Raw genomic sequence first — 24,369 nt, 5'->3', positions numbered from 1 at the left:
CGCCGCCCCGACGCGCGGCCGGGCGCGGCTCAGTACCGCTCAGTACCGCTCAGTACCGTGTGATCGCAGTGTCCCCCGACCGCGTCCCGATCGCGATGTGCGGCCGCTTCCCGGGGTCCGCCCAGGCCAGGATGCGGGCCATCGCGCCCGCCGGTACCGACACGCAGCCCGCCGTCGCGCCCTTGCCGTTGACGTGCAGGAAGATCCCGGCGCCGCGGCCGCGCACCGGCTTGTCGTAGTTGAAGCCGATGACCAGCGCCCGGTCGTACTGCGTCGGGTAGTCGGCCAGCCGCTCCGACTCCTTCGCGGCGCAGTCGGCGGGCAGCGGCTCGGCCCAGCGGTTGTACGACGCCGAGGCATTGTCCTCGCACCACCAGGAGTTGTCGTGCACCCGGCGGTAGGAGACCTCCGTACCGGCTGGGGCCGCGCCGATCCCGAAGCCGTAGGGCAGGTCGTACAGGCCGGTGGGCGTGGTGTTCGTGCTCTGCTTGCGCGTGCTGCCCTCGGCCAGGCCCTTCGCGCCGAAACGGGCGGGCGCCGAGCCCGCCTGCCGCCACTGACCGTGCCGCTTCTCCCACCAGATCAGCCGCCCGTGCGTGGACGCCGTCCGCGGCGCCTCGGCCGTGATGAGCTGCCGGCCGCCGCCGGTGTCCGCCATCCGGGCGGGCAGCGGCGTGCCCGTCCGGTCCGTCGTCGGGTGCCCGGGCTCTGCAGCGGCCGGGCCGGAGCCGGCCGTGACGGCCAGCGTGAGCGCGGCCGCACCGGCCGCCATTGCCAGGAACGAACGCTTCATGACGGCACTGTAGGGCGGAATCCCACCGCGCGCGGTAGCGATAGCCGGGCCAGACTCGGGTACGGGGGCCAGGAGAGAAACACCGCCGCGGGCGGACCGCCCGCGGCATGCACCACACCGTGAGATCCAGGAGGTCTTCCGTGGAACGGCAGCCGCACCCCGCGCGCGCTCACGACCCCGGCGGCCCGACACCGCCCAGCCCCGGCCCGGGGCCGGTCCCGGACCCCGTGCCGGGCCCGCCCGACCCCGTACCGCCCACCCCCGAACCGTCCCCGGTCCCGCGTCCGCCAGGGCCGAACCCCGACCCGGTACCGGAACCGTCACCGCAGCCCAGCCCGCTGGGCTGACCGCCGCACCGCACCCGTATCCGCACCACCAGAAGGAGAGGTGCTTCCCATGGCCATCGCCACGGTGAATCCGGCCACCGGCGAGACCCTCAAGACGTTCGACGCGCTCAACGAAGGCGAGATCGAGGACCGGCTGGTCCGGGCGGAGCAGACCTGGCAGGAGTACCGCACCACCGGCTTCGACCGGCGTGCCAACCTGCTGCGCAAGGCGGCGGAGCTGCTGGAGGCCGACGCCGACGACATCGCCCGCACGATGACCACCGAGATGGGCAAGCCGCTGGCCCAGGCCCGTGCGGAGGCCGCCAAATGCGTGAAGACGATGCGCTGGTACGCCGACCACGCCGAGGCGCTGCTCGCCGACGAGCACCCCCGGGCCGCCGACATCAAGGACTCCGGCGCGGCCCGCGCCTACGTGCGCTACCGTCCGCTGGGCCCGGTCCTCGCCGTCATGCCGTGGAACTTCCCGCTGTGGCAGGTGATCCGCTTCGCCGCGCCCGCGCTGATGGCGGGCAACGTCGGCCTGCTCAAGCACTCCTCGAACGTCCCGCAGACTGCCCTGTACATCGAGGACCTCTTCCGCCGCGCGGGCTTCCCCGACGGCGCCTTCCAGACGCTGCTGATCGGCTCCGGCTCGGTCGAGATGATCCTGCGCGACCCCCGGGTGGCTGCCGCGACGCTGACCGGCAGCGAGCCCGCGGGCCGCTCGGTCGCGTCCATCGCCGGTGACGAGATCAAGAAGACGGTGCTCGAACTGGGCGGCAGCGACCCGTACTTGGTGCTGCCCTCGGCCGACCTGGAGAAGGCGGTGTCCACCTCCGTCACCGCTCGCGTGCAGAACAACGGCCAGTCCTGCATCGCCGCCAAGCGCTTCATCGTCCACACCGACGTCTACGACGAGTTCGCCTCCCGCTTCGCCGAGAAGATGGCCGCGCTCGAGGTCGGCGACCCGATGGCGGACGAGACCCAGGTGGGCCCGCTCTCCAGCGAGCAGGGCCGCTCCGACCTGGAGGAGCTGGTCGACGACGCCACCATGCACGGCGCCACCGTGCTGTGTGGCGGCGGCCGGCCCAAGGGCATGGACCGCGGCTGGTTCTACGAGCCGACCGTGCTCGCCGACGTCACCAAGGAGATGAAGATCTACTACGAGGAGGCGTTCGGGCCGGTCGCGACCCTCTTCCGGGCCGCCGGCCTGGACGAGGCGATCGAGATCGCCAACGACACCTCCTTCGGCCTCAGTTCGAACGCCTGGACAGAGGATGTGGCCGAACAGGAGCGGCTGGTCCGGGACCTCCGGGCGGGCGGCGTCTTCTTCAACGGGATGACCGCCTCGCACCCGGGCATGCCGTTCGGTGGCACCAAGCGCTCCGGGTACGGCCGGGAGCTGGGCGACCACGGCATCCGAGAGTTCTGCAACATCACCACGGTCTGGTACGGCGCCAAGGGCTGACCGCCCATGACCGACGCCTTACGCGCCCTCGGGCGCGGGCACGGTGAACTCGCACCACAGCGCCTTGCCCGCGCCCCGGGCCTCCGCGCCCCACCGGTCCGACAGCGCCTCGACGAGCAGCAGCCCCCGCCCGGAGGTGGCGGTCTCGCCGGGGCTGCGCCGCCGCGGCCAGTGGCTGGACCGGTCCTCGACCTCCAGCCGGACCCGGCCCGGCGGACCGGCCAGCAGCTCCAGCGAGACCAGCGCCCCGCTCTCGGTGTGCCGCAGCGCGTTGGTGATCAGCTCGGTGGCCACCAGCTCGACGTCGCCCGCCACCTCCCCGGCCCGCCACTGGTCCAGCATCCGCCGGAGTTGGGCGCGGACCTCGGCCGGGCCCACCGGGTCGGCCTGGTGGACATGGAGCCGGAGGCGCGGCGTGGCCGGACCGCCGGGCTCGGCCAGCCGGCGCAGCAGCAAGAGGGCCATGTCGTCGGGGGAGCCCGGCTGCTCCCACAGCAGCTCCGAGAGATGGTCGGCCAGCGCGTCCAGCTCGCCGGGCCCGTCCTGTACGGCGCTGGTCAGCGCGTTGATCCCGGCAAGGATGTCCAGCCCCGGCTGCTCGACCAGGCCGTCGGTGCACAGCAGCAGCGTGGAGCCGGGCTCCAGGAAGAGCTGCGTCTCCGGGTAGTGGTCCTCGCCGAATGCGGTGGCCAGTCCCAGCGGCAGCCCGCCGTGCACGGTCGGCCAGTGCACGTGCCGTCCCGCGTCCGAGATCATCGGCTCCAGATGCCCGGCCCGCGCCACGTGCAGCACCCCCGACGAGATGTCCGCCTGGATGTACGTACAGGTCGCGAACCGCTCGGTCTCCAGCTCGGCCAGGAACCGGGAGGCCCGCCCCAGCACCGTCTGCGGCGGATGCCCCTCGGCGGCGTAGGCGCGCAGCGCGATCCGGAGCTGGCCCATCACGGCCGCCGCGTGGGTGTCGTGCCCCTGCACGTCACCGATCACCACCCCGGTACGGCCCTGCGGCAGCGGGATCACGTCGTACCAGTCGCCGCCCACGTCCCGGCCGGTCCGCGCCGCCTGGTACCGGACCGCGACGTCGCCGCCGGTGATGGCGGGGATCCGGCGCGGCAGCATCGATGCCTGCAGCCCGGTCGCGAACTCCCGCTCCTGGTCGAAGAGGGTGGCCCGCTGGAGGGACTGCGCGATGACGCCGGCCAGCGCGATCGCCAGGTTCCGGTCCTCCGCCGTGTGTCTCCTCGGCTCGGTGTCGACCAGCCCGAGCGCGCCGATCACCTTGTCCTGCGCAACCAGCGGCAGGAACGCCGCGCCGCGGACGCCGATGCCCTGGACGTACGGCTCCAGCCGCGGGTAGCGCCGCAGCAGTTCCTCGCGGGAGGTGACGAAGGCCGGCTCGCGGGTGAGCGCCGCCTCGGAGAGCGGCAGCGTGCGGTCCAGCGGCATGTGCAGCAGCTCGGGCATGTGCAGCGGCTCCGTGGCCGCGATGACGTCGAAGACGCCGTTGTCGACCAGGCCCAGGATCAGCGCGTCGGCGCCCAGCCGCAGGGGGCCGTCGCGGTCCGTGAGTACATCGGTGACGTCCTGGACCGACAGCGCCCGGGACAGCGCGGTGGTGGTCCACTGCACCAGCGTGGTCTGCCGCTCGCGCTCCTCGTCGGGGATGCCCAGCAGCGCCGAATCGGCGAGCTCGGCGGTGGCCTCGCGGACGATCCCGGCCATCCGGTAGGGGCGGCCCGCCTCGCTGCGCAGGATGCGGCCCTGGACGTGCGTCCACCGCGGCGTGCCGTCCCGGCAGCGGATGCGGAAGTAGGCGCCGCAGGAGCGCCGGCCCTGCTGGATCGCCTGGACGACGGCGCTGTCCAGGCGGTAGCCCTCCTCCTGCGGAACCCGCTGGAGCAGCGCCGGACGCGTCCCGTCGAACTCCTGCGCCTGCAGGTCGAAGACCGCGAGCCCGCCCGCGTCCAGTTCGAAGGCGCCGCTGTCCAGGTTCCAGTCGAAGGAGCCCATCCGGTTGAGCGCGAGCAGGTCGGGCAGGTCGATCCGCGGCCGGTGGATCTCCTCGTGCTCGGGGTGCCCGAGGAGGCCGCGGCGGTCCCGGCGCCGGTCCCGGGGGTCGGTGTCGTCCGCGCTCTCCCGTTCCGCGCCGTCCCAGCTCCGCTCCATATCAGGATCTTACGGTCATATGGGGCGAGTATGGGTACTGAGAACAGCGGGGTGTTCCGGACCGTACGCGGCGCCGTCACCCCGCGCGCACGGGCACCACCGCCCGCCGCGGGCCCCAGGACACCAGGGCACCGGAGAGGCGGTGCCCGCACCGACGGATCGAGGAGATCGTGAACAGCACCCTTCCCGTCATCGCCGGCGTCGATGGCTCGGTGAACAGCCTCCGGGCGCTGGACTGGGCGGCCGGCGAGGCCCGGCTCGCCGGGGCCACGCTGCACGCGGTGCACGTCTGGCCGATCACCCCCATGCCGCGCGCACTCGGCGATGCCCACCCGCACCCGGTCCCCGACCCCGCCGACCCCGTGCTGCAGGACGTCAGAAATCACCTCGCCGAGCGCGCCGACGCCCCCGAGACGCGGTACCTCTCCGCGCACGGCGCGTCCACCTCGACGCTGATCCGGCTGAGCGGCCAGGCCCGGCTGCTGGTCCTCGGCTCGCGCGGCCGCGGCGGCTTCACCAGCCTGCTGCTCGGCTCGGCGGGCCGGGCCGCCGCCATGCGGGCCGCCTGCCCGGTCGTGGTCGTGCCCGACGAGCGGCGCGCGGAGCCGGGGGCCGGCAGGCAGGGCCGGATCGTGCTCGGGCTGCACCCGGAGGAGACCTCCGACGAGACGGTGGACTTCGCCTTCGCCGAGGCCGAGCGCCGCGACGCGGAGCTGCGCGTGGTCACCGCGTACCCGAACCCGTACCCGATGCTCATCGCCGCCGAGAGCCTGCCGCCCGGCAGCCCCACGTCGGGCGAGCTGGAGGCGCACGCCGGCGTCCAGCAGGAGGAGCGGCTGCTCCCCTTCGTCGAGCGGCACTACCCGAAGGTGACCGTCGACCCGGTCCTCGTGCAGGGTGACGTGGCCGGCCGCCTGGTCGCCGCGTCCCGCGCCGCCGACCTGGTCGTGGTCGGCCGGCACCGCCGCCGGCTGCGCGACGGCGGCCTGATGGGCTCGGTCGCCAACGCGGTACTGCTGCACGGGCACTGCCCGACGGCGGTGATCCCCGTACGGTGACGCCGTACGCCGGCCCGCTCAGCCGCTGACGGCGGCCGGCGCGGTCACCGGCGTACCGGTCCGCGTGCGGTGCGCGAGCTTCGCCGTGCGCGTGGCCACGTCGACCGTGTACGCGTCGATCGTCAGGCCCTTCGGAGACACTTTCAGCACCATGAAGCCGTGGCTCGCGAAGTCCTGCCACGCCGCGGGGAGACCGAAGTGGGCCTTGCCGTCGCCCGTCTTCGAGGCGGCGCCGCACACGACCTGGCGGGTGCCGCCGGTGCGTGCCGAGGGCTCCAGGACCTGCAGCGTGTGGTCGTGGCCCGAGAGGATCAGGTCGGCCCGGCCGCACACCACCTCTTCGTACAGCTCCTTGAGGTGGACGCCGCTGGTGTAGTGGCCGACGGTGAAGCCGTCGTAGGAACCGGCGCTGCCGTGCTCGCCGTTGTTCAGATACGGGTGGTGGCCGAGCACGATCTTCCACTGCGCCCGTGACTCCTTCAGCGCGCCGTCCAGCCAGGCCCGCTGCTCGCGCATGTACGGCCCGTCCCAGTGGAAGTAGGGATCGGTCTGTACGACGTAGGAGGAGACGGGGGTGGTGTCCAGCGCGAAGAACTCCACGAGCGGGTCGCCGCTGCCGTGCGCGCCCGAGCCGGCGGGCAGCGCCACGCTGTAGTAGCGGCTCGGCATGTACCACCGCTTCGAGGTCGTCGCGTAGGCCACCTCCCGGTCGCCGCGCGCGGGGTCGCCGCCGCTGCCCGGTATCAGCCCCGAGCAGTCGTGGTTGCCCAGCACCATCAGCCACGGCACGTCGATACCGGTGTTCGGCTTCTCGAACTTGTCCTGGAACTCGGAGTCGTGCGCCGACTCGGGCCCGTTCTCGTAGATGTTGTCGCCCAGCCCGACGGCCAGCCCGATCTGCTCGCTCGCCATCAGGTCCCGGGCGGCCGCCGCCACCGCGAACTGGCCCTCCTCGCCGGTGCCGGCGTCCCCGGTGACCAGTACGGCGAACTCTCCGTTGCCGTTGGGCGCGGTGGGGAAGGGGTACTTCCCGTCCACCGCCCGGTCCCGCGCCGCGGCCGGTGCGGCCGCCCCGTACGGCAGCACGGCGAGCGCGGCGCCCGCGACGGCGCCGCCCAGGAGCGTGCGCCGGTTCAGGTTCAGTACGGGAGCGGTGCGCGTGGCGGCGGGGGTGGTCGGCTCCCCGCCGGGGACCGTGCCGCTCCGCACCCACTGGTCCTCGGTCATGTCCGCCTGCGGCGGAATCAGCTCACACATGCCAGGAGTTGTCTCATGACCTACTGGTCAGTTGGTGAAGATGTCATGAACGCGACGTAGACGTTCGGGGGTTTACACACAGGCCCTTACCGCACGAGCCTGCGCAGCGTGCGACCGCAGTGTCGCGCGTACGCCCGTTGGAACACCGGGACCAACGGCCCGGCCAGCCGCGTGTACCACTTCGCCGCTCTGCTGAAGGCGGTGACGGTGAACCAGACGGAGCCGTCGGCGCGCAGCTCCGCGACGAAGGACTCCTCGCCGCATTCGGGATGCCCTTCCAGCGTCCCGTAACCGAAACCGATGCGGTCGCTGTCGTACGTGCTCCACACCACCCGGCACGGCGCGGTGATCCGCAGCGGGCCGACGCCGAGACCGCTCTCGACCGGCACGCCCGGCTCGGCGGCCTCGGCGCCGGCCCGGATGCGGATGCCGGCCGCCCGGTGCATCCGGAAGGCCGTGATCGCCTCACCGGCCCGCTCGAAGACGGCCCGGCCGCGCCCGACCGGCACCTCGACGTGCAGATGGTGGTACCCGGCGGGGAGCGGGCCGTGCTGGGTGGCGCCGTGTTCGGGGTAGCTGAGTGCGGCGGTCATGCGCGCTCCTTCGAGCCGGTGGTGCGGTGGCGGCGGGGCGGGGTCAACGCGTCCATGCCTGCCCCCTCCTTGAACGTGTTCAAGTGACGCTCATGGCAGACCGTACGCCGTGAGTTGAACTCGCTCAAGCGAGGGGTGGTGGCGGCGCGTCCTGCGGCGGCTGGCCGGAAGCGTCCGGCCGTACCCGCATTCCCTGGTGCCCGGTCATGGCGGTCGGGCATCTTCGGTGGGCAGCCGGCCGCATCCCCCGGTGCCGGCGGTCGTTACCCGGACGAATCCCAGCGAAAGGCAGACCGTTGGCATCGATCTCCCAGCCCCGTGTACGGCTCGCAGTCCTGGCGGTGTCCACCGCCCTGCTCGGCGCCGCCGCGACCGCGTCAGCGCCCGCCCTCACTTCCGCGCCCGCCGCGGCGGACCGGCCGGCGGCGGGCGGTCTGGCGGCGGGCCGCCCGTACATCGAGACCAGCCTCTTCTTCGGCACCGCCCATCCGGACGGCAGCCCGCCCGTCACCGACCGGCAGTTCCGGGGCTTTGTGAATGAGTTCGTCACGCCCCGGTTTCCGGACGGGCTGACCGTCCAGCAGGGGGAAGGCCAGTACCGGGACGCGAACGGGAGGATCGAGCGTGAGCGCTCCTACGAGCTGATCCTGTTCTACCCCACGGGCCAGGCGGGGCCCAGTGGCCGCAAGATCGAGGAAATCCGCTCCGCCTATGAGAAGAAGTTCGCCCAGGAGTCCGTGGCGCGCGTCGACGATCGCACCAGCGTCGACTTCTGATCCCCGCTCCCTCGCGGGACGGCCCGGGTCGCCGGCGCTCATACCTCCATCGCGCCGTGCCGCCCCGCGCCCGACGCGAAGCGTGCGGCGCCCTCGGCGGCGTGGGCCAAGGACGCCTGGCCGTAACGGAGTTCGGCATCCATCGCCGCCCCCTCCGTCAGTCCGGCCTGCTCCCGCACCGACGCCCGGTCGCCGCGCAGGCACTCCTGCGGGAAGCGGGCGAGCTCCGCCGCCAGCCGCTCGGCCTCCTCCCGGGCCCGTCCCTTCGGCACCACCCGGTTGGCGAGCCCGATGTCCAGCGCCTCGGCGGCCGACACCGGGCGCCCGGTGAGGATCAGGTCCATCGCCCGGCTCTCGCCGATCAGCCGCGGCAGCCGGACCGTGCCGCCGTCGATCAGCGGCACGCCCCAGCGGCGGCAGAACACCCCGAAGACCGCGTCCTCCTCGGCCACCCGCAGATCGCACCAGAGCGCCAGCTCCAGGCCGCCCGCCACCGCGTAACCACTGACCGCCGCGATCACCGGCTTGGACAGCCGCATCCGGGTCGGGCCCATCGGCCCGTCGCCGTCCGGTGCCACGCGATTGCCGCGCTCGGTGCCGATCGCCTTGAGATCGGCACCCGCGCAGAACGTGCCGCCCTCGCCCCACAGCACCGCCACCGACGCCGCCTCGTCCGCCTCGAACTCCCGGAAAGCAGCCGCGAGCTGACGTGCCGTCACTCCGTCCACGGCGTTACGGGCCGCCGGCCGGGACAGGACGACCGTGGTCACCGGACCCTGCCGCTCGACCCGTACCGGGCTCAACCCGCAACCTCGGCAGGAGACTTGACGCGCGCCCGGGCCAGCACGCCGCCCAGGTCCGCGCCGGCCGGCAGAGTGCCGAAGGCGTGGCCCCACTCGCCGCCCAGCCGCGAGGCGCAGAAGGCGTCCGCGACCGCCGGGTCGCTGTGCCGGACCAGCAGCGCACCCTGCAGGACCAGCGTCAGCCGCTCCGCGAGCGTACGGGCCAGCAGTTGGGCCCGGTCCGGATCGGCCAGCTCCGGCAGCATCGCCTTCAGTCGCGCCACCGCCGCGTCCAGCCGCGGGTCGGCGCCGGCCGCGGTCTCCACCTCGGCGAAGTACGCCTCCAGCGCGGCCGGTTCCCTGCCCAGCGCGCGCAGCACGTCCAGCGCCGCGACATTGCCCGAGCCCTCCCAGATGGAGAGCAGCGGGGCCTCCCGGTACAGCCGGGGCATCCCCGACTCCTCGACGTAACCGTTGCCGCCGAGGCACTCCAGGGCCTCCGCCGCGTGCGTCGCGCCGCGCTTGCACACCCAGTACTTGCCGGCCGCCAGCGCGAGGCGGCGCAGCGCGCCCTCGGCGTCGTCACCCGCCTGCGCCCGGTCCACCGCCGCCGCCAGCCGCAGCCCCAGCGTCGTCGCCGCCTCCGACTCGATCGCCAGGTCCGCCAGCACGGAGCGCATCAGCGGCTGATCGGCCAGCTCCTTCCCGAACGCCCGCCGGTGCGCGGTGTGATGCAGCGCCTGCCGCAGCCCGGCCCGCATCCCGGCGGCCGAGCCGAGCACACAGTCCAGCCGGGTCATGTTGACCATCTCCACGATGGTCCGCACCCCGCGCCCCGGCTCACCCACCGGCCAGGCCACCGCCTCGTCGTACTCGACCTCGGAGGAGGCGTTGGAGCGGTTGCCGAGCTTGTCCTTCAGCCGCATCAGGTGGAAGCGGTTGCGGGTGCCGTCCGGCAGCACGCGGGGGAGGAGGAAGCAGGTCAGCCCCTCCTCCGTCTGCGCCAGCGTCAGGAACACATCGCTCATCGGCGCGGAGGTGAACCACTTGTGGCCGGTGATCCGGTACGTCCCGTCCCCGGTCGGCACGGCCCGCGTGGTGTTGGCCCGCACGTCCGAGCCGCCCTGCTTCTCGGTCATCGACATGCCGGCGATCAGTCCGGCCTTGGCCAGCGGCGGCCGCAGCCCGAAGTCGTACGTGCGGGCCGCCAGCAGCGGCTCGTACTCAGCGGCCAGCCCGGGCGAGGCCCGCAGCGCCGGAACCGCCGCGTACGTCATCGAGATGGGGCAGCCGTGCCCCGGCTCGGCCTGCGACCACACGTAGAACTTCGCGGCCCGCACGAGATGGCCGCCGGGGCGGTTCTCGGCCCAGGGCGCCGCGTGCAGGCCCTGCTCCACCGCCACGGTCATCAGCTCGTGCCACGCCGGGTGGAACTCCACCTCGTCCACCCGGTGGCCGTACCGGTCGTGCGTGTGCAGCTTCGGCGGCTGTTCCTCCGCCATCCGCGCCAGCTCCTGCACCTCCGCCGAGCCGGCCAGCGCGCCCAGCACCTGCACCTCGCGCTCACCCCACCCGGCGCCCTCCCGGTGCAGCGCCGCCAGCAGGGCCGGGTCGTCCGCCGCGCTGAACCCCGTGAGCGGCGGCGCCTGATTCAGGACTTCATGGGTGACGGTCATACGGCCGACATTACAGTTGTCGAACACGCGATGGAAGTGTGTAAGGGTGGCTGTCAGGATGACCGTCATGGATTCACGCCTCGCCCTGCGGCCGCTCACCGCGCGCTCCATCGTGCTGAGCACCCTCCTCGGTCATCACCCGCCCCGGCTGCCCGCGCGCGCACTGGTCAGGGTCGGCGAGCTCTTCGGGATCGCCGAGGGCACCGTCCGCGTCGCCCTCTCGCGGATGGTCGCGGCCGGTGACCTGCGGCAGAGCGACGGCTCGTACGGGCTGACCGCGCGCCTCCTGGAGCGTCAGGCCCGCCAGGACGAGAGCCGCGCGCCGCGTACCGGCGACTGGTCGGGGGAGTGGGAGATCGCGCTGGTCGCCGGCGCCGAGCCGCGCAGCGCCGCGGACCGCACCGCGCTGCGCCAGGCCATGGCGGCGCTCCGGCTCGGCGAGCTGCGCGAGGGAAGCTGGCTGCGCCCCGCCAACCTCGACCGGCCGCGGCCCGCCGTCGCCGTCGAGCAGTGCACCTGGCTGACCGGCACGCCCGACGGCGACCCCGCGGCGCTCGCCGGCCGGCTGTGGGACCTGGCCGGCTGGTCGGCGCGGGCCCGTGATCTGCTCGCGGCGCTCGGCCGGGCCGCCACCCCCGCCGACCGTTTCACCGTCTCCGCCGCGATCCTCCGCCACCTCCTCGCCGATCCCCTCCTCCCGGACGCGCTGCTGCCCGGGGACTGGCCGGGGGATGAACTCCGCGTCCGGTACGGCGAGTTCGAGGCGGAGCTGAGCGAGCTGCTCCGCCGCCACATCGAGGGCTGAGGGGGCTGCGCGCCGAGGGCTGAGAGGCCCGGCGGCGGCGCGGCCGGCCGGCTCGACCGCCGGTCCGCCGCGCCGCCGCGCCGCTCACGGCCCCGGCGTCAGACCCTCCGTACCGAACGTGAAGTCCAGGAACAGGGCGGCGGACAGTACCGCGTGGCTGCCGCGCGGGGTCAGCAGCGGGTCACGCATGCGCAGGTGCAGGCGGTCCAGGGCCTCCCGGCCCGCCGGGCAGCCGTAGCCGCCGGCCCGGACCACGTCCCGGGCGTCCATCTGGACCGACAGCAGCGCGGCGGGCCCGCCCTCGTGCAGCAGGGCGGTGTCGTCGAGCGTCGCCATCAGCGTGAGCAGCGCGTCCATCCGCGCGGCGATCTCGGGCCTGCCGTGCGCCCGGGACTCGCGCAGCGCGGGCAGCGCCACCCGCCGCACGTGCGGGAATCCGGACCCGGCCTGGCCGGTCGCGCCCGGTACGTGGAAGTGCAGCCGGGCCCGGCCGCCCGGTGTCTCGACGGGCTTGGGCGTGCCGTCGTACGGCATCCGGGCCAGCGTCGCGGCCGCCGCGCAGGCGGTGTAGCCCGAGCGGCAGCCGGTGGCGGCGGCGCCCGCGACGAGCAGGCCGACGGCCCACAGCTCGCCCCGGTGCCCCGCGGCCTCCGCCGGGAGCCGCTCGCCGAGCCGGCCGAGCTCGGCACGCAGGTGGCGGTCGAGGCGGCGGCCGTCGGCGGTCTCCGCCACCGCGGTGAAGACCGGGCGGAGCGCCGGTATGGAGCGGAGTTCGGCGGCGGGGTCGCCCGAGTCGTGCGGCGTGCCCGCGTCGGGGATCCGCGGCAGCCGGGCACGTGCCGTGCAGGCGGCCACCGCGAGATCCGCGAGGAGGTGCGGGGTGACCGGGGGAGCGAGGTGGGCGGGCGAGGTCGGCGCTGGCCTGAGCATCGTCGGTGCCTTCCGTCGTGCGGGTCGGTCGGTCGAGGGGGACGGTGAGCGCGTCCCGAGCCTGTGATGCCGCCCGCGACGACCCGGTACGCGGGACTTTCGTCCCGTATCCGCGGCCCGTATGTCCCCCTTTCGCGGCGATTGCCGGCACCCGCCGAGGCGCCCGCTCACGCGCGATCTTGTGCGATCGCACTACCCAGCTCGCATCTGCTAAGCCCAATCCACAGTCTTCCTTGCAGGTGAGAGGGCATCTGCCATAACGTGCCGCACATGCAGTCCTACACGATCGGTCAGGCGGCGCGGCTGCTCGGTGTCAGTGCCGACACGGCGCGCCGCTGGGCGGACGCCGGCAAGGTCCCCACCCACCGGGACGAGGCCGGTCGCCGGCTGATCGACGGCCGTGACCTGGCCGCGTTCTCCACCGAGCTCGCCAAGAGCGGCGCCGGCGAGGACGAGCCCGCCGCCACTTCCGTCCGCAACGCCTTCCCCGGCATCGTCACCGCGATCAAGCTCGGCGACGTCGCCGCGCAGGTGGAGATCCAGGCGGGCCCGCACCGCCTGGTCTCGCTGCTGACCCGGGAAGCGGTGGAAGAGCTGGGACTGGAGGTCGGCATGCGGGCCACGGCCCGCGTGAAGTCGACCAACGTCCACATCGACCGGGTCTGAGCCCCGAGGAGTACGCATGCCCCGCCCCCGTACGGCCCGCCGCACCGCCGCCGCCACCGCGCTCTGCGCCGCCCTGATCGTGCCCCTCGCCGCCGGCTGCGGCGGCGGGTCCGGCGACGAGGCGTCGGGCAGCGGCAAGAAGACCACGATCAAGGTGCTCGCCGCGGCCTCGCTCACCGACGTGTTCAAGAAGGCCGGCGCCGCGTACGAGAAGGCCCACCCGGACACGGTCGTGAAGTTCTCCTACGCCGGCTCGCAGCAGCTCGCCGCCCAGGTCGAGCAGGACTTCCCGGCGGACGCGCTGGTCACCGCCGATACCAGGACCATGGACGGCCTCAAGGGACGGACCGGCACCCCGGTCACCATCGCCCACAACCGCCTGGTCATCGCCACCGGCAAGGGCAACCCCAAGAAGGTGATGGACCTCAAGGACCTCACCGACAGCAAGCTCAAGGTCGTCCTCGCCGCGCCCGAGGTCCCGGTCGGCCGCTACAGCCAGCAGGTGCTGGACAAGCAGCACCTCAAGGTGAAGCCGGTTTCGCAGGAGCAGGACGTGCGCGGCGTGCTCAGCAAGGTGGAGCTCGGCGAGGCCGACGCGGGCATCGTCTACGCGACGGACGCGAAGACCGCCCCTGACAAGGTCGACGCGGTGCCGGTCCCCGACGACCAGAACGCCGTCGCCGCCTACCCGGCCGCCACCCTCAAGGTCTCCGAACACAAGAAGCAGGCCGACTCGTTCGTGAAGTGGCTGCGGTCGGCGAAGGCGCAGCAGATCCTGCGCGACGCAGGGTTCCAGAAGCCATGAGACCCTCCGTGCGCCGGGCGCCGCTCGCGCTGGCCGTACCCGCCGTACTGGCCGTGGCGTTCCTGTTCGTCCCGCTGGCCGGCGTCCTGGCCCGTACGACCTGGTCGGACCTGGGCACCCACCTGACGGCGCCCGGCGTCACGGACGCGATGTGGCTCTCGCTGACCGTCGCGTGCTGGGCACTGGGGCTCTCGCTGCTGCTCGGCGTGCCGCTCGCCTGGCTGCTGGCCCGGGTGGACTTCCCCGGCAAGGCGCTGGTCCGCTCGCTGGTCCTGCTCCCGATGGTGCTGCCGCCGACCGTGGGCGGCGTCGCGCTGCTGCTCGGCTTCGGGCGGCGGGGGCTGCTGGGCGGGGTGCTGGAGGACTGGTTCGGCGTCCAGTTGCCGTTCCACACCTCCGGCGCGGTCATCGCCGCGACGTTCGTGTCGATGCCCTTCCTGGTGATCAGCCTGGAGGGCGCGCTGGCCGGACTGCACGCCCGGTACGAGGAGACCGCGGCCTCCCTCGGCGCGGGCCCCTTCCGCGTCTTCTGCACCGTCACGCTGCCCATGGTCGCCCCGGGGCTGGCCGCCGGCGCCGCGCTCACCTGGGCCCGCGCACTGGGCGAGTTCGGCGCCACGATCACCTTCGCCGGCAACCTCCCCGGCGTCACCCAGACCCTGCCGCTCCAGGTCTACCTGCTGCTCCAGGACAGCCCCGAGGCCGCGACCTCGGTCTCGCTGCTGCTCCTGGCCGTCGCGATGGCCGTACTGGTCGCACTGCGCGGGCGGTGGTCGGTGGGCGCCACGGCGAAGGCGCGTACCGGAGCCGCCGAGGCGGGTGCCGGAGCCGCTGAGGGCGGTACGGACACACCGCCCGCCGACACGCTGCCGGCGGCGCCTTCCGAGGAGCTCCCGGCGGACGCGCCCACCTGGCCGCTGCACGCCGACGTCACCGGCTTCACCCGCCTCACCCTCGACGCCGGCCCCGGCACCACCATCGCCGTCGTCGGCCCCAACGGCGCGGGCAAGACCACCCTGCTGCGCGCGCTCCTCGGTCTCACCCCGCGCGCCCACGCCGCGCTGACCCTCGGGGACTACGACGTCACGGCCCGGCCGCCGCACCGCCGCGGCGTCGCCTGGGTACCGCAGGACGGCGCGCTCTTCCCGCACCTCACCGCCCTCGGCAACACCGCGTACGGCCTCCGCGCCCGCGGTGTACACCGTGCGGAGGCCCGGCGCGCCGCCCAGCAGTGGCTGGACCGGCTCGGCGTCGGCCACCTCGCACACCGCCGTCCGGCCGGCCTGTCCGGGGGGCAGGCCGGCCGGGTCGCGCTGGCCAGGGCGCTGGCGGCCGGGCCCCGGCTGCTCCTCCTCGACGAGCCGCTCGCCGCCCTCGACCAGACCACCCGGGCGCACGTGCGGCACACCCTGCGGCAGCATCTCGCCGGCTTCCGCGGCGTCTGCCTGCTCGTCACCCACGACCCGGTCGAGGCGGTCTCGCTGGCCGACCGGGTACTGGTACTCCAGGACGGCAGCACCCTCCAGGACGCCGCGCCCGCCGAGGTCTCCCGGCACCCCCGCTCGCCCTGGGTGGCCCGGATGCTCGGGCGCAACGCCTGGCCCGGTACGGCCACCGCCGACGGCCTCGCCCTCGCGGACCGCCCCGGCCGGCTCACCGCCGCCGAACCACTGGAGAAGGGCACCGAAGCGCTCGCGATCATCGGCCCTGAGGCGGTGTCCGTGCACCGCGTCCGCCCCGGCGGCAGCCCGCGCAACGTCTGGCCCGGCCGGGTCCGCGAACTCACCGCCGCCGGCAGCCGGCTGCGCGTCCTCATCGGTTCGCCGGAAGTCCCCGACCTCGTCGCCGAGATCACCCACCAGGCCGCCGTCGAACTGGACCTCCGCGACGGCACGGACGTCTGGATCAGCGTGAAGGCCACAGAGGTCACGCTCGTACCGGTGTGACGCACCGTCATGTCCGGCGGCGTTTCATGCGGCGTTTGGACCGGACGGCAGCGGAAACCCGCAACGGGCGCCGCCGGCCCGAGCGGCGGCTCCTGTCCACGAGTGTCCACGAGCTGGAGGTCGGTCACATGACCAGCAGCAAGGAAAGCAGCGACGTCACCGGCACCAAGGACAAGAACTACAACCTGCTCTGGTTCACCGAGACGTGCCTGAACAACGCCCTGCGGATGGAGACGTACATCCAGGACGCGGACCGGGAGAAGGACACCGAGCTCGCGGAACTGTTCCGCAAGGCCCAGGCCGACAGCCGCAAGGGCGCCGAACTGGGCAAGCAACTGCTCCGCAGCCGGCTCGGCGACTGACGACCGGACTGACGGCCGGACTGACGACGAGGGTGTCGGGCGGTGCTCTGCGGAGCACCGCCCGACACCGCTCCTACAGCGGCAGTACGCACACCGGCATCGGCGCCTCGAACGGCTCCCCGGTGGGCCGTAGTTCGCCCGAGCGCGGGTCGACGCGGAACACCGTGACCGTATTCGAGCGCTGGTTCCCCGCGAACAGCAGCCGGTGGTCCGGCGAGAAGGCAATGTGGCGCGGGAAGTCGCCGCCGGCCGGCACGGTGTCCAGCAGCCGCAGCCGGGCGCCGCGGTCCTCGACGGCGTACCGGGTCAGACTGTTGTGACCGCGGTTGGCCAGACAGGCGAACCGGCCGTCGGGGGTGACCAGGAACTGGGCCGGGTAACTGGTGCCGGGGCCGGGGCCGGTGCCAGTGGGCTGCGGGGCGCCGGGCGTGAGCCGGCCGGTGGCGGGATCGTACGCACACACCACCGCCGTGTTGTCCAGCTCGTTCGCGAGGTAGGCGTAGCGGCCGCCGGGGTGGAAGGTGAGGTGGCGCGGACCGGCGCCGGGGCGCAGCGCCGCGGCGGACACCTGGCGCAGGGTGCCCGCGAGCGGGTCCAGCCGGTAGCTGTAGACGGTGTCGTTGCCCAGGTCGACGGCTAGCACATGGCCGCCGTCGGGGCTGGTGACGATCTGGTGCGCGTGCGGCCCGTCCTGCCCGGGACCGGGCGGCGGCGCGGAGTGCGTCACGAGGTCGGTGCGCTCGCCGAGCGCGCCCGTCGCCGGGTCGACGGGGTGCACGGCGACGCTGCCGGAGAGGTAGTTGGCGCTCAGCAGCCAGCGGCCGCTCGGATGTACCGACAGATGGCAGGGGCCCGCGCCGCCGGTGGAGCGGCTGCCCAGTACGTGGTGCGCGCCGTCGGCGGCGAGCCGGACGGCGGTGACCGCGCCCTCCGCGTTCTCCTGGACCGCGTACAGGGTCCGCCGGTCGGGGGAGAGGGTCAGGTAGGAGGGGTCGGCGACGCCGGTGAGCACGCCGGTGCCGGTGATCTCGCCGGTCACCGGGTGGTACGCCGCCAGCCCCACACCGCTGCCGCCGCCCGGCTGGGAGGTGTACGTGCCGAGGAACAGCGGCCGGAGCGCGACAGGGCGGGGGCGCCCGGGGCCCGCCGCGCCGACGGCCCGTACGGCGCTCGCGGCCCCCGGCCCAGCGGCCGCCGCCCCCGCCGCCAGCGCACCGAGGAAGCCGCGGCGGCGGAGCCGCCCCGCGGACCCGTTCTCCGACTCCGGCATGCGGTCACTCATGGCAACACCTCGGGATCTCATGATCGGGGCGCGGGACGGCAGCCAGAGTGGTCCATACCACCGGCGCTGACAAGACCCCCGGCACCGCCCGGTCCAGGGCGGTTCATTTGCCCGCTTCGCCGGGAAGCGTACGATCTTCCGTGGAGGGCTACCCGTGTCCGCAGGCGAGAGCACGCAAGCGAGAGAGCGGAAGACAGTCCGATGACCTTTGAAGAAACGGTGTCCGTACCGGCCGGCGGCGTCTCCCTGACGGGCGACCTGCGGGTACCCGAACCGGCCCACGCGGTGGTCGTCTTCGCGCACGGCAGCGGGAGTTCCCGGCACAGCCCGCGCAACCGTGGCGTCGCCGCCTACCTGGAGGCGTCCGGCCTCGGCACCCTGCTGATGGACCTGCTGACGGAAGAGGAGGACCGGGTCGACGAGGAGACCCGCGAGCACCGCTTCGACATCCCCCTGCTCGGCGAGCGGGTGGTCGCGGTGGTCGACTGGCTCGGCACCCAGCCGGTCACCGAGCGGCTGCGGCCGCACCTCTTCGGCGCCAGTACCGGATCGGCCGCAGCCCTGGTGGCCGCCGCCGCCCGCCCCGAACGGGTGGCCTCCGTCGTCTCCCGCGGCGGGCGCCCCGACCTCGCGGGCGACGCACTGCGACAGGTCCGCGCCCCCGTCCTGCTGATCGTGGGCGGCCACGACGAATCCGTACTGGACCTGAACCGGCAGGCCGCCGCCGAGCTGACGGCGCCGTGCCACACCCACGTGGTCCCCGGCGCCACCCACCTCTTCCCCGAATCCGGCGCCCTGGACCAGGTCGCCGTCGCGGCCCGGGACTGGTTCCTCGCGCCCGGAGAGCCGCCGCACGGGGAGGAGGGCGCGCAGTGACGGCCGCGGCCGACTCCGCGGATCTCGCGGAGATCACCGCCCGCGCCCGGCCGCTGACCGGCCCGCAGTCGCTGGACCCGCTGCTGGAGCGGATCGGCGACGCCCGGTACGTCCTGGTGGGCGAGGCGTCGCACGGTACGGCCGAGTTCTACCACTGGCGCGCCGAGCTGACCCGCCGGCTGATCACCGAGAAGGGGTTCTCCTTCGTCGCGGTGGAGGGCGACTGGCCGGACTGCCAGGACGTGCACTGCTCGGTCACCGGAGCGCCCGGCGCGCCCGCCGACCCGGCCGACGCGCTGGCGGACTTCCGCCGCTGGCCGGCCTGGATGTGGGCCAACACCGACGTGGCCCGCTTCGCCCGCTGGCTGCACGCCCACAACGAAGAGCTGCCCCCGGACCGGCGCGTCGGCTTTTACGGACTGGACGTCTACAGCCTGTGGGAGTCCCTGGAGGCCGTACTGGACCATCTGCGGGAGCACGACCCCGGTCGGGTGGATCAGGCCCTGGAGGCGTACCGCTGCTTCGAGCCGTACGACGAGGACCCGCAGAGCTACGCGCTGGCCACGCGCCTGGTGCCCAGCGGCTGCGAGCCCGAGGTGATCCGGCTGCTGGTCGCGGTCCGCGAACGGGCGCAGCAGGCGACGGCCACCGACGGGAGCCTGGCCGACCTCGCGGCCCGGCAGAACGCCGAGGTACTGGCCGGGGCGGAACGGTACTACCGGGCGATGGTGCGCGGCGGACCCGACTCTTGGAACGTGCGCGACCACCACATGGCGGACACCCTCGACCGCCTGATGGACCATCACGGCCCGCACGCCAAGGCGGTGGTGTGGGAGCACAACACACACGTCGGGGACGCCCGCGCCACCGACATGGCCGAGGCGGGGCTGGTCAATGTCGGGCAGTTGGTCCGCGAACGGCACGCGGCCGACGGAGTGGTCCTCATCGGATTCGGGTCCTACGAGGGCACGGTGACGGCGGGCGAGAGCTGGGGCGCCCCGCCGCAGACCATGCAGGTGCCGGCCGCCCGGCCCGGCAGCACCGAGGAACTGCTGCACCGGGCCCTGCCCGGCGGCGCGGCGCTCTTCCTGCTGACCCCGTCGCCCGGCACCCCCGGCGCACAGCCGGCCGCGGGCCCCGGCCACTGGACGCGGATGCCGCGCGACCACCGGGCCATCGGCGTCGTCTACCGCCCGGAGCGCGAGAAATGGGGCAACTACGTCCCGACCGTGCTCGACGAGCGGTACGACGCGTTCCTCTTCCTGGACACCACCCGGGCGCTCACGCCGCTGCCCCGGCAGCACCCGGCCGACACGGGCGAGGAGGAAACCTGGCCCACCGGCCAATGACCGCTCGCCATCCATCGTTCCGACCGCCTTCCCGACCGCCTTCGTGGCCAAGGAGACAGCCATGCGCTTCACGGACCGAAGAGACGCCGGCCGGCAGCTCGCGCAGCGGCTGCGGCAGCACCTCACGGCGGCGGGGCCCGACGCGCCGGACGGGCCCCTCGTACTGGCCCTGCCGCGCGGCGGGGTGCCCGTCGCCGCCGAGATCGCCCGCGAACTGGGCGCGCCGCTGGACGTCTTCATCGCCCGCAAGATCGGCGCCCCGGGCCAGCCCGAACTGGCCGTCGGCGCCCTCGCCGGCGAGGACCCCCCGGTCTTCGACCGCCGTGCCCTGCAGTTCCTCGGCCTGGCCGAGGACGAGCTGGCCGCCGACGTCGCCCGCGAGCGCACCGAACTGCACCGCCGCGAGGACCTCTACCGCGGCAAACGCCCCGAACTCGTCCTCACCGGCCGCACGGTGATCCTCGTCGACGACGGCCTGGCCACCGGCATGACGGCCACGGCCGCGCTGCGCAACTTGCGCCGCCGCGGCCCCGCCCGCGTCGTCCTCGCCGTACCGGTCGCCTCCCCGACCACGGCCGCAGCGCTGGGCCAGGAGGCCGACGACGTCGTCTGCCTGAGCAGGCCACCGGACTTCCGCGCGGTCGGCGAGTGGTACGAGGACTTCACCCAGGTCTCCGACGAGCATGTCATCGAATCGCTGCGGGCGGCCACATGAGATCGCGTGCGCCGTTGAGATAGTGGGCGCCGATGTCGCGGAGGCGGTGGGCAGGGGAGCTACGAGTGGTGAGGGCGCGGGCGTTGCGCCAGAAGCGGTCGAAGCCGGGGTCGGTCGCGGGGGAGGGGGCCTGGGTCCCGGCGGTGAGTTCGAGGACGCGCGTGGTGATGTGCAGCGCCGACTCGGTGGCGACGGCCTCGGCGGCGGCCACGAGGAAGGCGATCTCCGCGCGTTCGTCGGGGCCGAGCCCGGAGCCCGCCAGTAAACCCTGTGCCATCGCGTCCGTCGCGCGGCCGACGACGGACGACGCGCTGTGCGCAGAGGTCGCCAACTCCCCGTAAGCGAGCAGCAGATAGGGGTCCTCGCCGGGCGCCGTCGCGTACTCGCCGCTGCCGGTGTCGGTGAACGGATGGACGCCGGGTGCCACCCGGCTGATGTCCCGCGCCTCGGCCAGGGCGCCCTCGGCATTGCCCAGGCCGACGTGGAGCAGGATGAGGCGGAGGGCGAGCGGCGCGAGCGCGGTGTAGGGGGAGACGGTGTACTCGTCCCCCGGGACGGTGCCGAGCACCTGCGCGGCCGCCACCGGCACGTCCTCGAGGCCCACGGTGGCCGCCCCGGTGAGCCGCTGGCCGAGCCGCCCTTCGGGAGCCTCCGGACACACGGTGGTGAACACCGGATCCACGACCACGATCACCGACTCGCCACTGTCGGCATGCGCCGCGGAGAGCAGGAGCCGGTCGGCGACGCCCCCACCCGCGGCGAGCGCACGCTGACCGTTCAGTACGTACTTCCGTCCCGCCTTCTTCCCGACGGGCGTGAGCAGCAGCCCTGCCCCAACCGGCGTGCCGGGCGCCTCGGTGCTGCCGGCCCAGAGCCAGCGCTCGCGCGCCGCCCGGGACTCGACGCGGGCCGCGTGCTCCGGCGCGCCGAAGAGCCGGGGGCCCCAGGACAGCACGTAGTGGCGGGCGAGGAGTTCGGCGAGGGAACTGTCGGCCGCGGCGATCTCCCGTACGGCCGCGCAGGCGGTACCCCAGTCGGTGCCGCGCCCCTCCGGGCCGGGCGGCGCGAGGAAACCCGGCAGGCCGGCCTCGCGCAGCCGGGAGACCTCCTCGAACGGCGGCTTGCCCGCCCGGTCGCGGGCGCTCGCGTCGACGGCGAGGTCATCGGCGAGTTCCCGGACGGCGCGCGGCCAGATCCCGTCGCCGTCCTGCTGCCCGGTGACCGGCGGCGGCCCAGCGGCGTACCGGGCCGCGGGGTACGGAGTCATCGAGTCGGTCACCGCCCCGTCGTACCGGCCTCGGCGGGACGGACGTCCGCCGCTTCCGCCGCTTCCGCCGCGTCGGCCACGTCCGCCGCGGGCCGCGGTGCGGTCGAGGCGGTGCGGCGGTGCTCCTTGAACGAGTACCCGACGGCGGCCGCCCACAGCGCGTAGATCAGACCGTAGACCGTCCATTGGACGGCGTCCCCGGCGGCGAGCCAGTCGCTCCGCAGCAGGGTGCGGATGTTGGTGAGCACGATGATCCCGCCGACCGCCGAGCCGAGGATGCGCGGCGGTACGTGGCGGACCAGCCAGGCGGCGATCGGGGCGGCGATGAGCCCGCCGGCCAGCAGGGCCACCGCCCAGAGCCAGTTGACGCCCTCGGAGCCGAGACCGACGAAGAAGCCGACGCTCGCGGCGACCGCCACCAGGAACTCGCTGGTGTCGATGGAGCCGATGACCTTACGGGGTTCCAGGCGGCCGCTGGCCAGGATCGCCGGCGTGCCGACCGGCCCCCAGCCGCCGCCCCCGGTGGCGTCCAGGAAGCCCGCGACCAGCCCGAGCGGGGAGAGGAACCGCTTGCGCAGCGGCTTGTCGAGGTTGCCGGTGGGCAGCCCGGAGAGGGTGAACCTGGTCAGCACGTACAGGCCGAGCCCCAGCAGGACGAGCGCCATCACCGGCTCCGCGACCTCGGTGGAGAGCGCGGAGAGGAAGGTCGCGCCCGCGAAGGCGCCGACGGCCCCGGGGATGCCGATCTTCAGCACCACCCGCCAGTCGACGTTGCCGAAGCGCCAGTGCGCCGCACCCGAGGCGAGGGTGGTGCCGATCTCGGCGAGATGGACGGTGGCGGACGCGGCCGCGGGGTTGGTGCCCACGGCGAGCAGCAGGGTGGTGGAGGTGACGCCATAGGCCATGCCCAGGCTGCCGTCCACGAGTTGGGCCCCGAGCCCGGCCAAGGCCAACAGGATCAGCGTACGCACGGCTACCTCACAGATTCCCTATGTTTCCCACTGGATTGATAGGAATACTGGGTGCGAAAGAGTTTGACAGCAAGGGGCTGTTCGGGATGCGGACTAACGCGTCTCGCTATACGAGAAAAAGCAGGTGTGAAGGCATCTCTCAGGGATTCGTCCACGCCTCCGGAGTCTCGGTCAACCCGAGGACCTCCGGGGGGAGTTGGGCCGACGCGACATCGGCCAGCGAGACCCCGTCCAGGATCTGGCGGACGTTGGCGCGCAGCGCGACCCAGAGCGGCAGCAGCGACTCGGCGGGCCCGGTGTACGACAGCTCCGGCGGCCGGACGCCGCGCACCGACACCAGCGGCCCCTCCACCGCGCGGATCACCTCCGCGATGCTGATCTCCTCGGCCGGCCTGGCCAGCCGGTAACCGCCGTTGCCACCGCGCTGGCTGCGGACCAGCCCGCTGCGGCGCATGTCGTTCAGGATGCCTTCGAGGAACTTGTGCGGAATCTCCTGGGCGGCGGCGATGGCCTCGGCCTTCAGCGGTCCGTCGTCGGTGGATGCGGCGAGCTGCAGTGCGGCCCGTACCGCGTAGTCCGCCCTGGCTGAGATGCGCATACCCGCATTATCCCGCACGGCCGGGGGCGCGCCGGACGGCCCGGGCCCCGTGTCAGACGTCCCGCGTCCTACGATCACCCAGTGGCGCACAACGACGGACACAACGACGGGCACCAAGAGGGATACCTCCTCGACAACCAGCAGTCCGAGGCAGGGCAGCGCTTCGACGCGCTGTCCGAGCTCTTCGACCCGGTCACCTTCCGGCACCTGACGGCCGTGGGCGTGGCCGAGGGCTGGCACTGCTGGGAGGTGGGGGCCGGCAGCCCCGGCATCCCGGCCTGGCTGGCCGAGCGGACCGGGCCGGCCGGCCGCGTACTGGCCACCGACATCGACACCTCCTGGATGCCGGCGGACGCCGCCTACGAGGTCGCCCGCCACGACGTGGGGACGGAGGAGCCGCCGGCCGGGCCGTTCGACCTGGTGCACGCCCGGCTGGTCCTCGTGCACGTACCCGAGCGCGCGGCCGCCCTCGAAGCGATGGTGCGCGCGCTGCGGCCGGGCGGCCGGCTCGTACTGGAGGACGCCGACCCGGCGTTGCAGCCGCTGAGCTGCCTGGACGAGTACGGGCCCGCGCAGCGGCTGGCCAACCGCCTGCGGCGCGGCTCCCGCGAACTGCTCGCCCGGCGCGGTGCGGACCTGGCGTTCGGCCGCACCCTGCCGCGGCTGCTGCGCGAGTCGGGCCTCACCGAGGTCGAGGCCGACGCGTACTTCCCGATCACCTCGCCGGCCTGCACCGCCCTGGAGGACGCGACCGTACGGCAGCTCCGCGACCGCCTGACCGAGGCGGGCCTCGCCACCGACGAGGAGATCGAGACCCACCTCGCGAACATCGCCTCCGGCGAACTCGACCTGACGATGGCACCGCTCATCTCGGCGTGGGGGCGGAAGCCCGGCGGCTGAGT

Annotated in this window: 23 protein-coding genes; 12 read left to right on the top strand and 11 right to left on the bottom strand. The window is 73.9% G+C overall.

Going from position 1 to position 24,369, the window contains the following annotated elements:
- Window positions 1-49: 49 nt before the first annotated feature.
- Complete coding sequence (locus IG84_RS0110785) at window positions 50-793, bottom strand: L,D-transpeptidase family protein (RefSeq protein ID WP_031054364.1); 744 nt, start codon at window positions 791-793, stop codon at window positions 50-52.
- Window positions 794-1,189: 396 nt separating this feature from the next.
- Here IG84_RS0110785 and IG84_RS0110780 point away from each other — a divergent pair, with 396 nt between their 5' ends.
- Window positions 1,190-2,587 carry an NADP-dependent succinic semialdehyde dehydrogenase gene (locus tag IG84_RS0110780; protein ID WP_031054361.1) on the top strand — a complete coding sequence of 466 codons (1,398 nt, stop codon included), beginning with the start codon at window positions 1,190-1,192 and terminating at the stop codon, window positions 2,585-2,587.
- Between the two features lie 18 nt (window positions 2,588-2,605).
- On the opposite strand, the gene IG84_RS0110775 is transcribed toward IG84_RS0110780, so the two are convergent.
- Window positions 2,606-4,753 (bottom strand): SpoIIE family protein phosphatase, encoded by a 2,148-nt coding sequence (locus IG84_RS0110775; RefSeq protein ID WP_078648736.1) that lies wholly within the window; start codon window positions 4,751-4,753, stop codon window positions 2,606-2,608.
- 170 nt (window positions 4,754-4,923) lie between these two features.
- Here IG84_RS0110775 and IG84_RS0110770 point away from each other — a divergent pair, with 170 nt between their 5' ends.
- Window positions 4,924-5,811: a universal stress protein gene (locus IG84_RS0110770; RefSeq protein WP_031054356.1), complete on the top strand. Its 888-nt coding sequence runs from the start codon at window positions 4,924-4,926 to the stop codon at window positions 5,809-5,811.
- 18 nt (window positions 5,812-5,829) lie between these two features.
- Here the strand turns inward: IG84_RS0110770 and IG84_RS0110765 are convergent, their stop codons facing one another.
- On the bottom strand, window positions 5,830-7,068 hold the full coding sequence (locus tag IG84_RS0110765; protein ID WP_031054354.1) for a metallophosphoesterase: 1,239 nt from the start codon (window positions 7,066-7,068) through the stop codon (window positions 5,830-5,832).
- Between the two features lie 86 nt (window positions 7,069-7,154).
- Complete coding sequence (locus IG84_RS0110760; protein ID WP_031054351.1) at window positions 7,155-7,661, bottom strand: DUF1990 domain-containing protein; 507 nt, start codon at window positions 7,659-7,661, stop codon at window positions 7,155-7,157.
- A gap of 296 nt (window positions 7,662-7,957) precedes the next feature.
- Here IG84_RS0110760 and IG84_RS0110755 point away from each other — a divergent pair, with 296 nt between their 5' ends.
- Window positions 7,958-8,437, top strand: coding sequence for a DUF3574 domain-containing protein (locus tag IG84_RS0110755; protein WP_031054349.1), 480 nt, complete (start codon window positions 7,958-7,960; stop codon window positions 8,435-8,437).
- 38 nt (window positions 8,438-8,475) lie between these two features.
- Here IG84_RS0110755 and IG84_RS0110750 read toward each other — a convergent pair whose 3' ends face one another.
- Window positions 8,476-9,240, bottom strand: coding sequence for a crotonase/enoyl-CoA hydratase family protein (locus tag IG84_RS0110750; RefSeq protein WP_031054346.1), 765 nt, complete (start codon window positions 9,238-9,240; stop codon window positions 8,476-8,478).
- Complete coding sequence (locus tag IG84_RS0110745; RefSeq protein WP_031054344.1) at window positions 9,237-10,895, bottom strand: acyl-CoA dehydrogenase family protein; 1,659 nt, start codon at window positions 10,893-10,895, stop codon at window positions 9,237-9,239. The genes IG84_RS0110750 and IG84_RS0110745 overlap by 4 nt, the downstream gene beginning before the upstream one ends.
- Before the next feature lie 67 nt (window positions 10,896-10,962).
- Between IG84_RS0110745 and IG84_RS0110740 the strand changes: the two genes are divergently transcribed.
- Window positions 10,963-11,700: a PaaX family transcriptional regulator C-terminal domain-containing protein gene (locus tag IG84_RS0110740; RefSeq protein WP_245659301.1), complete on the top strand. Its 738-nt coding sequence runs from the start codon at window positions 10,963-10,965 to the stop codon at window positions 11,698-11,700.
- A gap of 84 nt (window positions 11,701-11,784) precedes the next feature.
- Here IG84_RS0110740 and IG84_RS0110735 read toward each other — a convergent pair whose 3' ends face one another.
- Window positions 11,785-12,630: a triphosphoribosyl-dephospho-CoA synthase gene (locus tag IG84_RS0110735; RefSeq protein ID WP_051861593.1), complete on the bottom strand. Its 846-nt coding sequence runs from the start codon at window positions 12,628-12,630 to the stop codon at window positions 11,785-11,787.
- A 270-nt stretch (window positions 12,631-12,900) separates the two neighbouring features.
- Here IG84_RS0110735 and IG84_RS0110730 point away from each other — a divergent pair, with 270 nt between their 5' ends.
- The 4 genes from IG84_RS0110730 to IG84_RS0110715 all read left to right on the top strand — a co-directional run bounded on the left by IG84_RS0110730 (window position 12,901) and on the right by IG84_RS0110715 (window position 16,409).
- Window positions 12,901-13,296, top strand: coding sequence for a TOBE domain-containing protein (locus IG84_RS0110730; protein WP_031054337.1), 396 nt, complete (start codon window positions 12,901-12,903; stop codon window positions 13,294-13,296).
- Between the two features lie 16 nt (window positions 13,297-13,312).
- Window positions 13,313-14,101 carry a molybdate ABC transporter substrate-binding protein gene (gene modA / locus IG84_RS0110725; protein ID WP_031054334.1) on the top strand — a complete coding sequence of 263 codons (789 nt, stop codon included), beginning with the start codon at window positions 13,313-13,315 and terminating at the stop codon, window positions 14,099-14,101.
- Window positions 14,098-16,047, top strand: a complete 1,950-nt coding sequence (locus IG84_RS0110720; protein ID WP_031054332.1) for an ABC transporter permease — start codon at window positions 14,098-14,100, stop codon at window positions 16,045-16,047. Before modA ends, IG84_RS0110720 begins: the two co-directional genes overlap by 4 nt.
- Before the next feature lie 128 nt (window positions 16,048-16,175).
- Window positions 16,176-16,409, top strand: a complete 234-nt coding sequence (locus tag IG84_RS0110715; RefSeq protein ID WP_031054330.1) for a hypothetical protein — start codon at window positions 16,176-16,178, stop codon at window positions 16,407-16,409.
- 73 nt (window positions 16,410-16,482) lie between these two features.
- Here IG84_RS0110715 and IG84_RS0110710 read toward each other — a convergent pair whose 3' ends face one another.
- Window positions 16,483-17,691 carry a lactonase family protein gene (locus tag IG84_RS0110710; protein WP_245659300.1) on the bottom strand — a complete coding sequence of 403 codons (1,209 nt, stop codon included), beginning with the start codon at window positions 17,689-17,691 and terminating at the stop codon, window positions 16,483-16,485.
- Between the two features lie 201 nt (window positions 17,692-17,892).
- On the opposite strand from IG84_RS0110710, the gene IG84_RS0110705 reads away from it, so the two are divergent.
- From IG84_RS0110705 to IG84_RS0110695, 3 genes are all read left to right on the top strand, one after another.
- Window positions 17,893-18,567, top strand: coding sequence for a dienelactone hydrolase family protein (locus IG84_RS0110705; RefSeq protein ID WP_051861592.1), 675 nt, complete (start codon window positions 17,893-17,895; stop codon window positions 18,565-18,567).
- On the top strand, window positions 18,564-19,916 hold the full coding sequence (locus tag IG84_RS0110700) for an erythromycin esterase family protein (RefSeq protein WP_078648734.1): 1,353 nt from the start codon (window positions 18,564-18,566) through the stop codon (window positions 19,914-19,916). Before IG84_RS0110705 ends, IG84_RS0110700 begins: the two co-directional genes overlap by 4 nt.
- Window positions 19,917-19,977: 61 nt before the next feature.
- Window positions 19,978-20,631 carry a phosphoribosyltransferase gene (locus IG84_RS0110695; RefSeq protein WP_031054319.1) on the top strand — a complete coding sequence of 218 codons (654 nt, stop codon included), beginning with the start codon at window positions 19,978-19,980 and terminating at the stop codon, window positions 20,629-20,631.
- Here the strand turns inward: IG84_RS0110695 and IG84_RS0110690 are convergent.
- The 3 genes from IG84_RS0110690 to IG84_RS0110680 all read right to left on the bottom strand — a co-directional run bounded on the left by IG84_RS0110690 (window position 20,603) and on the right by IG84_RS0110680 (window position 23,467).
- Window positions 20,603-21,910 (bottom strand): acyl-CoA dehydrogenase family protein, encoded by a 1,308-nt coding sequence (locus IG84_RS0110690; RefSeq protein WP_245659299.1) that lies wholly within the window; start codon window positions 21,908-21,910, stop codon window positions 20,603-20,605. The genes IG84_RS0110695 and IG84_RS0110690 overlap by 29 nt on opposite strands.
- Window positions 21,907-22,869, bottom strand: a complete 963-nt coding sequence (locus IG84_RS0110685; RefSeq protein WP_031054313.1) for a sulfite exporter TauE/SafE family protein — start codon at window positions 22,867-22,869, stop codon at window positions 21,907-21,909. The genes IG84_RS0110690 and IG84_RS0110685 overlap by 4 nt, the downstream gene beginning before the upstream one ends.
- A 139-nt stretch (window positions 22,870-23,008) precedes the next feature.
- Entirely contained in the window at window positions 23,009-23,467 is a 459-nt protein-coding gene (locus tag IG84_RS0110680) for an RrF2 family transcriptional regulator (protein WP_031054311.1), read from the bottom strand.
- A gap of 81 nt (window positions 23,468-23,548) precedes the next feature.
- Between IG84_RS0110680 and IG84_RS0110675 the strand changes: the two genes are divergently transcribed.
- Window positions 23,549-24,367 (top strand): class I SAM-dependent methyltransferase, encoded by an 819-nt coding sequence (locus IG84_RS0110675; protein WP_037799857.1) that lies wholly within the window; start codon window positions 23,549-23,551, stop codon window positions 24,365-24,367.
- Window positions 24,368-24,369 lie beyond the last annotated feature (2 nt).

The organism is Streptomyces ochraceiscleroticus (assembly GCF_000720485.1).
Lineage (GTDB): Bacteria > Actinomycetota > Actinomycetes > Streptomycetales > Streptomycetaceae > Streptomyces > Streptomyces ochraceiscleroticus.
The sequence above is the reverse complement of the archived record's forward strand: the minus strand, read 5'-3'. Positions and strand labels throughout refer to the sequence as shown.